The organism is Ruegeria sp. H9 (assembly GCF_056532915.1).
The window spans coordinates 37,151-44,835 of sequence record NZ_JBQFNX010000008.1; the positions used below are offsets into that span (position 1 = coordinate 37,151).

At 54.4% G+C, this 7,685-nt stretch carries 10 protein-coding genes; 1 reads left to right on the plus strand and 9 read right to left on the minus strand.

Translation table 11 applies throughout. The features are described 5' to 3' along the window. Positions 1–8: 8 nt before the first annotated feature. The 9 genes from ACR0CZ_RS20165 to ACR0CZ_RS20205 form a co-directional block, all read right to left on the minus strand. Entirely contained in the window at positions 9–278 is a 270-nt protein-coding gene (locus ACR0CZ_RS20165; protein WP_480537294.1) for a hypothetical protein, read from the minus strand. A gap of 27 nt (positions 279–305) precedes the next feature. Continuing rightward, on the minus strand, positions 306–638 hold the full coding sequence (locus ACR0CZ_RS20170) for a hypothetical protein (RefSeq protein ID WP_480537295.1): 333 nt from the start codon (positions 636–638) through the stop codon (positions 306–308). After that, a complete protein-coding gene (locus ACR0CZ_RS20175) occupies positions 635–1,078 on the minus strand; it encodes a DUF5681 domain-containing protein (RefSeq protein WP_480537296.1) in 444 nt (147 codons plus the stop codon). The genes ACR0CZ_RS20170 and ACR0CZ_RS20175 overlap by 4 nt, the downstream gene beginning before the upstream one ends. Next, on the minus strand, positions 1,075–1,770 hold the full coding sequence (locus ACR0CZ_RS20180) for a hypothetical protein (protein WP_480537297.1): 696 nt from the start codon (positions 1,768–1,770) through the stop codon (positions 1,075–1,077). Before ACR0CZ_RS20180 ends, ACR0CZ_RS20175 begins: the two co-directional genes overlap by 4 nt. Beyond that, positions 1,770–1,994, minus strand: a complete 225-nt coding sequence (locus ACR0CZ_RS20185; RefSeq protein WP_480537298.1) for a hypothetical protein — start codon at positions 1,992–1,994, stop codon at positions 1,770–1,772. Before ACR0CZ_RS20185 ends, ACR0CZ_RS20180 begins: the two co-directional genes overlap by 1 nt. Positions 1,995–2,094: 100 nt before the next feature. Next, positions 2,095–2,469, minus strand: a complete 375-nt coding sequence (locus ACR0CZ_RS20190; RefSeq protein ID WP_480537299.1) for a hypothetical protein — start codon at positions 2,467–2,469, stop codon at positions 2,095–2,097. 104 nt (positions 2,470–2,573) lie between these two features. Next, positions 2,574–2,843, minus strand: coding sequence for a helix-turn-helix domain-containing protein (locus ACR0CZ_RS20195; RefSeq protein WP_480537300.1), 270 nt, complete (start codon positions 2,841–2,843; stop codon positions 2,574–2,576). Positions 2,844–2,951: 108 nt separating this feature from the next. Then, complete coding sequence (locus ACR0CZ_RS20200) at positions 2,952–3,710, minus strand: hypothetical protein (protein ID WP_480537301.1); 759 nt, start codon at positions 3,708–3,710, stop codon at positions 2,952–2,954. Beyond that, positions 3,707–4,906, minus strand: coding sequence for a tyrosine-type recombinase/integrase (locus ACR0CZ_RS20205; protein WP_480537302.1), 1,200 nt, complete (start codon positions 4,904–4,906; stop codon positions 3,707–3,709). Before ACR0CZ_RS20205 ends, ACR0CZ_RS20200 begins: the two co-directional genes overlap by 4 nt. A gap of 568 nt (positions 4,907–5,474) precedes the next feature. Between ACR0CZ_RS20205 and ACR0CZ_RS20210 the strand changes: the two genes are divergently transcribed. Continuing rightward, positions 5,475–7,568 (plus strand): 3-hydroxyacyl-CoA dehydrogenase NAD-binding domain-containing protein, encoded by a 2,094-nt coding sequence (locus ACR0CZ_RS20210; protein ID WP_170397688.1) that lies wholly within the window; start codon positions 5,475–5,477, stop codon positions 7,566–7,568. Positions 7,569–7,685: the final 117 nt, after the last annotated feature.

Here is a 7,685-nt window from a genome sequence, read left to right on the forward strand (position 1 = left end):
TCCCAGGGTCACCTATCCACACCAATCCGTTTGCTGTTGGCCGCGATGTACGCAAGCAATTCATCCAGATCCCCGAACCACGCAAGTCTTGGTTCTTTGGTGTTTAGCTCGTTAATGACCATCTCCTCGAAAGGTTCGGTGATGTGGGAAGTAAGACGCTCGACCCATTCGCGTACATCATCCTCATCCTTCATGTTTCGCGGCAAGTAAATCATAGCCGTTTTTTTCTTCGTGCCTTTTTTGGCTTCCAGTTTGGAAATTCTGCTTTTTACGCTCATGAGTCCTGCTCCAGTTTGCTGATGTGTTTACTTATCGTCACGACTGCTTCCTTCCATTTCGATGTCCGCCGCAGCGAATGCTGCTTCCCGCTCTTCCTTGGTCATGTCTTCGATTAGCTTTCCACCTGCTTTGATGGCAAAAACACGCAGCTCGAATTCGCTTTGGCTTTCACCATCGTGCGGATATATCCGACCAATACCGAGGCCTGGAATTGTCGCCGGGCCAGGCTCTCTTTCAATGGTGCGGGTGGTATGCTCTGTACCCTTCTTGATGCCGCATATCCGATAAAACACGATGGGAAGTTCGAGCACGTTTGGCGACCTCGCTTCCAGTTTGTTGACACGGTTTTTGATGCTCATTTCTTTGCCTCCAACGCCGCAATACGTTTCTCCAAATCAGTCGTCTCGAGAATCCGTCTGTACTGCTCAACGAGCCCCATCACGGTTGCTCCTTCCAGCGGAGTAATCTCACCATCGGAAACCGCCTTCAGCACCGCCTGCGAGGCTTTTGAGGCCTCGCTAGCAGTGCTGATAGGCGGAAGCTCGAAGTTGATTGGTGCGTCCTTTCTGGTGGGCGCTATCCGTTCCAGGCAAAGACGAAGGGCCGTGCTGTCGCCCTCAAGCGCCATTTCAACGGCCTTTTGGGTGATTTGCTCAGATTGGCCCTCGAGTAGTTCCTCGACTGCCCGCGTGACCCTGTGCCGGGTTCCTCGGGGTTTGCCGGGGTTGCCTTGGGCAAACTTGCCGTTCTCGTCCGTGTACGTATTGGCCACGTTTTTTCGTTCGGACTCTTCCGTCATGCTCGTTCCTCATTCGATTGGTTGATGTTCACGACACGGTGCAATTCTGGTGCCGCAATCGCGTTGCTTCGGGTCGCTTGCCCGCAAAGCCCCAGCCCCAATAGGACACGCTCAAAAGCGTCCACTTCGTTCAGGGGTATATGGCTAGATGTATATATGGGGGAGTTTTTACCCACGGCAGAAGCCTGATTGGAGCCAAAAGCGGGGTAATTTTTACGCCTTTGATTTTGCAAATGGGTAGTTTTTATCCCATCCGTGGGTAATTTTTCCCCCAAGGAATGGGTAGTTTTTACCCGGGGCTTTTTCTTTTTCGGAGCCGGATTCCAGCGCATGAACTCTTTCGTGGCTGAACCCTCAGATGTCTTCTCCTCGGTCAGGCGGTAGGTGGCAGATTGGCCGATACCAGATGGCCCAAGGCAGTGCCCACGGGTGACTACAATGAAGCCCCGCTCGATCAGGGTTTCGAAGTAACCGGCGACCGTTTTCCGGCTGACGTTCAGAACCTCAGAAGCGTCCCGGTGGCTCAGGAAAATGTTGCCGTTATTGCCGCCGTTGAAGCGGCGTTTAAGCTCGACATACAGCGCACGTGGGCCTGGCTTGAGGGTGGCCCAGGCTTGTGACGCCTGGAACCACTCCATTAATTGAACGTGGCGAGGGCCGCCACGCTTGTTTGCTTTATAACCGCTGCCCATCAGTCAGCCTGCGCTCGGTTGGTGATGTCCACCGGGGACCGTAGAACGTTGTGCAACAGACCTGCATCGAATGTGACGCCACGATTGGTCGGGCGAAATCCGTTCTTCGTCTTGGACCAGACTCGGAAATCAACAACGTCACACCCCGGATGAGGCTTCGCATCCACTGGCTGGCGAGAGATACGGATTTCCTCGCGCTCGTTACATTGAACGACTACCATCATGACCGACGCCCCCCGTAGTAAAGGGCGGCAACGACACGTGCTGCGGCTTCGGAAAGGCCGTGTTTACGGCGAATGGTGCGGATCTGGAGGTCAACGGTTCTCATGCCGCCACCTCGTTCGCCTGAATCAGCTCGACCTTGCTAACGAGGAAGTAGATGCCGTACTTCTGGCGTCCGGTATCTGCATCGCCTCGGTACATCTTGCATTCGATGTTCACGTCGTCATCGCGCCGCAGGGGCAGCACTTGATCCGAGAGGCGGCAGTAGCTGGCCGCGTAGAGCGGCGACCGCATCAGGCCTTCAAGGACTTGGCGCTTGTGCTTCGATGCATAGATTTCGCGCGGTTCCTGACCCGGATCAGAGATCCTGTAGAGCGCCGGGGCTGTCAAGTTGGGAAGGTCTGCCCAGCGATACACGCGCAATGCGTTTGACGGTGGGTGTTCGATACTAGTTGTTTGGTTATTCCCGATAATCATTCGATATTACCTTTCTTTTGTTGAAAGGCATCGGACATTCGGCTATTCTCTCAGTACCACCTAAAAGAATTCGCCTCCGCCCGTGCCTCGGGTGGGGGTTTCTTTTAGGCAGCAACTTCATCTTTAGTTCCAACGGCATCGAGGTAGGCGTCCAGATCAACCTTCTCAATGCGTGTAGCGCTACCAAACTTTGTGAATACCAACTCGCCTCGTTTGTGTGCGCAATATAGCGTACTGCGGCTATGGCCGCTGTAGTGCACAGCTTCTGAAATCTTAAAAAACCGTTTGTCGCATACGTACAGGGCTGGCGGCTGACCAATCCCAATGCTCAAATCCTGTTCTTTCCTCGAGATGTCGGAAATCTGATAGTTCATCTTGCCCTCGTGCATCAGTGGATACATGAGGAAATTTACGATGCGATTACGCCTACTTCGCCCGTCAGGAAGGAAATCATTTGCCCTTAAGTGGTTACCAATAAGCAGTTATTTTCGTTGAGACGGAGAATTGTCTACTGCGTGTTTCCAAGAGCGCAGTGCGCTTTGAGCTGACGGAACTGCGCCCTCTTCATAGCCACCAACAATTCTCAATATGTCTTCAATAAAACGCCCCATCGGTCCAGGTGCATCCAACTTTTCGCTTTTTGGAGCGAAGTTTTGTAAGTGGTGCCTGTATCGGCCTAATGTCGAAATATTGCCTTCTGAACCATATGAGAGATTTAAGGCGTTTTGGATTGGAGCCGGGCCATAGCGCTCGGGCTGAATGCGCCACTCTTCGCGCGCCCAAATCTCCCGGCAAACTCCGGCTAATGCCGCCATTTTCCAATCGCGATTTTTTTTGGCCTCTGGGATGGATTTCAACTCGCCTTGTCGTTTTTTTACGGCTGTCGCAACTACACCGGCCAGGAAGTACGCCTCTTGCACGACCGGATGTTCAACATGTTCTTGGATCGATACAAGGTCGCGCAGTCTTTCGACTTCTCGTTCTGGCAACATTGACAAAGACCTCTCAAGGTCAACCGCTGCCCGCGCTACTCGTGCAAGAGAGTCCATTTGGTTCTTTCCAACAAATCCAAAATGTTCCTCTGGCGAACGTATGGCACGCAGTAGCGTATCTGCATAAAACCGACTTACCTTTGACTTTGGGTCGCCGATTGACATTTCTTCGATGGATTGCGGCAGATGCTTCTCAATGACGCGGATCAAACCAGGAAGAGAAGCCTTTAGCTCTTTGGATAAGATCATTGGCTATTCTCCTGCGTCACCAGTTCGGCCCACTTGTCCAGCGCAACAGCCCGCTGATCCAGTAGTTGGGCCTGATTGTAAACACGCCCAACGAGCGTTGGGGCCGATGCTGTTGCCGAGTGATTTAATATGCGATCCACAACAGCCTCATTTTCCCCCACATCGGCCATCTTTGTCGCAAATCCGGTTCGGATATCATGTATCCGCCAATGCTCGAATTCATCCGGCAAAAGTTTGTCCAGTCGCGCTTTTGCTTTGCCGATCCCTGAAACAGGCGTGTCGCCGGTTGTGGTAAACACAAAGCCGGTATCGGTGCCTTCGGGGTGAAGCGCCTTCAATTCCGTTAAGGCCGGGCTGGATAGATGGGTTATGTGCGGTTTCTTGTTCTTTGTCTGAGATCCCGGCTTAGTCATTCGCGCTGTGTCGAATGTGATTTCCTCCCATCTAAGGCCCAGGATTTCACCCCTACGCTGACAGGTAAGCAACAAGAGCCGAAACACCGGACCCCAGACAGGACCCATCTGAAATGTAGCCGTCCAGATTGCCCGTATCTCACTAATCGATAAAACCCGTTCTCGCGCATGCTCGGTCGTGGCCTTCGCAACGCCGCTGGCAATATTCTCGGAAATGTAGCCGCGCACCCATGCCCAATTTGAGAACGCAGACAACGCAGCCCGAATACGATTAGCGTACGCCTTTCGGCCAGCCGATGCTTTTGCGTCCACGGCTTTTTGAATATCGCTTCGCGTCAAGTCAGTGATTGGGCTTTCCAGATGCTCAGTTAGGGATTGGCGCAACTGGCGCAGCCTTTCGTTGCGCGTTCTGAGGTTGGATAGATGGATGGTGTCATAGATATCCAGCACCTGCGACACGTTCAGCGTTGATGCCTGTGTACGCTTCTTTTCGCGCCTCTTTTCCTCTGCGTTCGCGATGCGGTCAATTCCCTGCGCGGCTTCGGCTTCAATCTCCAACGCCATCTTACGGGCTTCTGATAGACCAATGGGCCTGGGCCACTGGCCAAGCGTATGTTTGCGCTTTGGCCCGCCTTTCACCCGTTTTTCATACATCCATACTGCCTTACCAGTAGAGGAAAGCCGGAATCTCAACCCCTTGCGCTCTGTGTCAGACACTTCAAGACGCCCCGTCTCGGGCGGGGTAAGGCTTTCAAGGTATCTGTTAGTCAATTTCTTCTTCATCGGTCTGGGGGACTCATGGGGGACAAAATCAACTGGATTGTGGCGGACCGTTATGGATAGTTGTAGACAATAATTACCCGGGGGACAATATGAAAAGGTAAGATTTTACACAGTACAATCGGGTAGGACTGGATAATAATGGATGGCCATAGACCGCGAGAGACTTCCAGCTAAGTTAGAGGGTAAACGGAATCATAATCCGCGTGTCGGGGGTTCAAGTCCCTCCTCCGCTACCAGAACTTCCCAAACAAGTGCTAAGGCCCTGTTAGCTGCGTTTCCATTTGGATCGCGCCCTCGGGTTCCGTGCGAATTCAGACCAAGCACTGCAGTTCTTTGCGCTTCGTTGGTCTGAGGCCGCGAAGCAATTTCTACCGCAACGTAAAAGGTTAGTTCCGGGCATGAACCGCGTGATTATGGTACTAAATCCGAGAAAATCAAATAAACCGAACGATCGGTCGAAAATATAGTTGAATACGAACGCAGACCGGGCCAGTCTTTGATCGCGCCGTGTTCGGGGATTCCCCGATTTACTACTGGCATCGCATTTCGTCTGAGGAGGCACGATCATATGACCCAAGTCATCGGGTATGAGAAAGTGGGCGATATCGCCGTTTTGTCGGCTGAGAACCCACCCGTTAACGCGCTGGGCGTGGATGTGCGCCGGGGTTTGTTGTCGGCGATCGAACGTGCCGAAACAGAGGGCGCGCGCGCGGTTTTGATCTATGGTGAGGGTCGGACTTATTTTGCAGGCGCAGACATTCGCGAGTTTGGCAAGCCGCCACAGGACCCGTGGCTGCCCGCACTCTGTGATCGGATTGAGGCGTCGCCCTTGCTGGTGGTTTCTGCGTTGCATGGAACCGCGCTTGGTGGTGGGCTTGAGGTTGCCTTATCCTGTCATTATCGCGTTGCCGTGCCGTCTGCGAAGGTGGGGTTGCCCGAGGTTAATCTTGGTATCATTCCTGGCGCTGGCGGCACCCAGCGCTTGCCGCGTGTTGCCGGAGCCGAGGCTGCATTGGACATGATCACGACGGGGCGGCACGTCCGAGCTCCAGAAGCGCTTGAGATGGGTGTGCTGGACAAAGTTCAGGATGGTGATCCGCGCGAGATCGGCCTGGCCTATGTCAGAGAGCTGCTTTCAACTGATGCAGCACGGCGTCCTGTTTGCGATATGGCCCGGCCCGCCCCAATCGATTTTGATGCGGCCTATAACGCGGTGCTGAAGAAGGGCCGGGGCCAACTGTCGCCTGCGATTGCAGTGCGGGCAATACAAGCCAGTTGCGAGGCCGAGGATTTTGCATCCGGTTTGGCACGCGAACGGGAATTATTCATGGACCTGATGGCCTCGGATCAGCGCAAAGGGTTGATCCACGCATTCTTTGCGGAGCGTGCGGTTGCAAAATTGCCTGAGTTGAATGGGGTCGAGCCGCGGGACCTGCAACAGGTTGGCGTCATCGGCGGCGGTACGATGGGCGCAGGGATTGCCACCTCAGTTCTGCTGGCGGGACTTCCTGTCGTGCTGCTTGAGATGTCACACGAGGCAGCGCGGTCCGCTAAAGATCGTATCGCGGCAAATCTGGCTGGCGCCGTGAGGCGCGGAAAGCTGAGCCAGGACAAACATGATGATATTCTGCAGAACCGGCTGACCCTGGCCACCGACTATGACGCGCTGAGTGGCGTTGATCTGGTGATCGAAGCCGTGTTCGAGGACATGGCAGTGAAGAAAAAGGTTTTTGCGCAACTGGATGCGGTCTGCAAAAGCGGTGCGGTATTGGCGACCAATACCTCATACCTTGATATCAACGAAATTGCCGGATCGACCGAAAGGTCACGGGATGTCATCGGTCTGCATTTCTTCTCCCCAGCACATGTGATGAAACTGCTTGAGATCGTGGTGGCGGATCACACCGCGCCCGAAGTTGTGGCAACGGGTTTCGCGTTGGGCAAGAGGTTGGGCAAGGTGGCCGTTCGGGCAGGTGTGTGCGACGGGTTCATAGGTAATCGGATTTTGGGCACATATCGGAACTGTGCTGATCACATGGTGCTGGATGGGGCGAGCCCATTCCAGATCGATGCTGCGCTGACCGGGTTTGGATTTGCGATGGGCCCCTATGCAGTGTCAGATTTGGCCGGATTGGACATTGGCTGGGCGGCGCGCAAGCGGAAACGGGCCGCAGGCCAGGATCCACGCGTTCGCGACAGTTTCTATGCCGACAAGCTGTGCGAGGCCGGACATTTCGGCCAAAAAACCGGCAAGGGCTATTACATATATGAAAATGGCAAGCGGGGTGGAGAGCCGAACCCCGAGCTGACATCATTGATCGAAGCCGAGCGTGCGGCTCAGAACATAACTCCACGCGCGTTTACGGATGAGGAGATCATCCGTCGCTATATGGTCGCGATGGTGAATGAGGCGGCGAAGGTGGTAGGCGACGGCATCGCGCGTAGACCGCTGGATGTGGACGTTACGCTGCTCTATGGCTACGGTTTTCCGCGCTACTGGGGTGGGCCGCTGAAATGGGCAGATTTGCAAGGTTTGCCGGGCGTATTGAACGATATCCGCAAGTGGGCTGAAGAAGATGCCTATTTCTGGCAACCTGCACCCCTGCTTGAACAACTGGTGGCCGAGAACCGCTGCTTTGATGATCTCAACAAAGGTGCCTGAAGTCTCGGGGCAAAGGCTCCCGCGCCTGCGCAACATTGGCTGCGCCAATATTGCTAGCCGCCTTGGGCCCGGCTTCGCGCAAAGCGGGATGCCGGGTCCAACAGGAGGAGGTGTTTC

What these genes read in the sequence shown, in the direction of transcription:
- ACR0CZ_RS20165 (WP_480537294.1), bottom strand. Translation starts at nt 278, where the DNA reads ATGAGCGTAAAAAGCAGAATTTCCAAACTGGAAGCCAAAAAAGGCACG.
- ACR0CZ_RS20170 (WP_480537295.1), bottom strand. Translation starts at nt 638, where the DNA reads ATGAGCATCAAAAACCGTGTCAACAAACTGGAAGCGAGGTCGCCAAAC.
- ACR0CZ_RS20175 (WP_480537296.1), bottom strand. Translation starts at nt 1,078, where the DNA reads ATGACGGAAGAGTCCGAACGAAAAAACGTGGCCAATACGTACACGGAC.
- ACR0CZ_RS20180 (WP_480537297.1), bottom strand. Translation starts at nt 1,770, where the DNA reads ATGGGCAGCGGTTATAAAGCAAACAAGCGTGGCGGCCCTCGCCACGTT.
- ACR0CZ_RS20185 (WP_480537298.1), bottom strand. Translation starts at nt 1,994, where the DNA reads ATGATGGTAGTCGTTCAATGTAACGAGCGCGAGGAAATCCGTATCTCT.
- ACR0CZ_RS20190 (WP_480537299.1), bottom strand. Translation starts at nt 2,469, where the DNA reads ATGATTATCGGGAATAACCAAACAACTAGTATCGAACACCCACCGTCA.
- ACR0CZ_RS20195 (WP_480537300.1), bottom strand. Translation starts at nt 2,843, where the DNA reads ATGAACTATCAGATTTCCGACATCTCGAGGAAAGAACAGGATTTGAGC.
- ACR0CZ_RS20200 (WP_480537301.1), bottom strand. Translation starts at nt 3,710, where the DNA reads ATGATCTTATCCAAAGAGCTAAAGGCTTCTCTTCCTGGTTTGATCCGC.
- ACR0CZ_RS20205 (WP_480537302.1), bottom strand. Translation starts at nt 4,906, where the DNA reads ATGAAGAAGAAATTGACTAACAGATACCTTGAAAGCCTTACCCCGCCC.
- ACR0CZ_RS20210 (WP_170397688.1), top strand. Translation starts at nt 5,475, where the DNA reads ATGACCCAAGTCATCGGGTATGAGAAAGTGGGCGATATCGCCGTTTTG.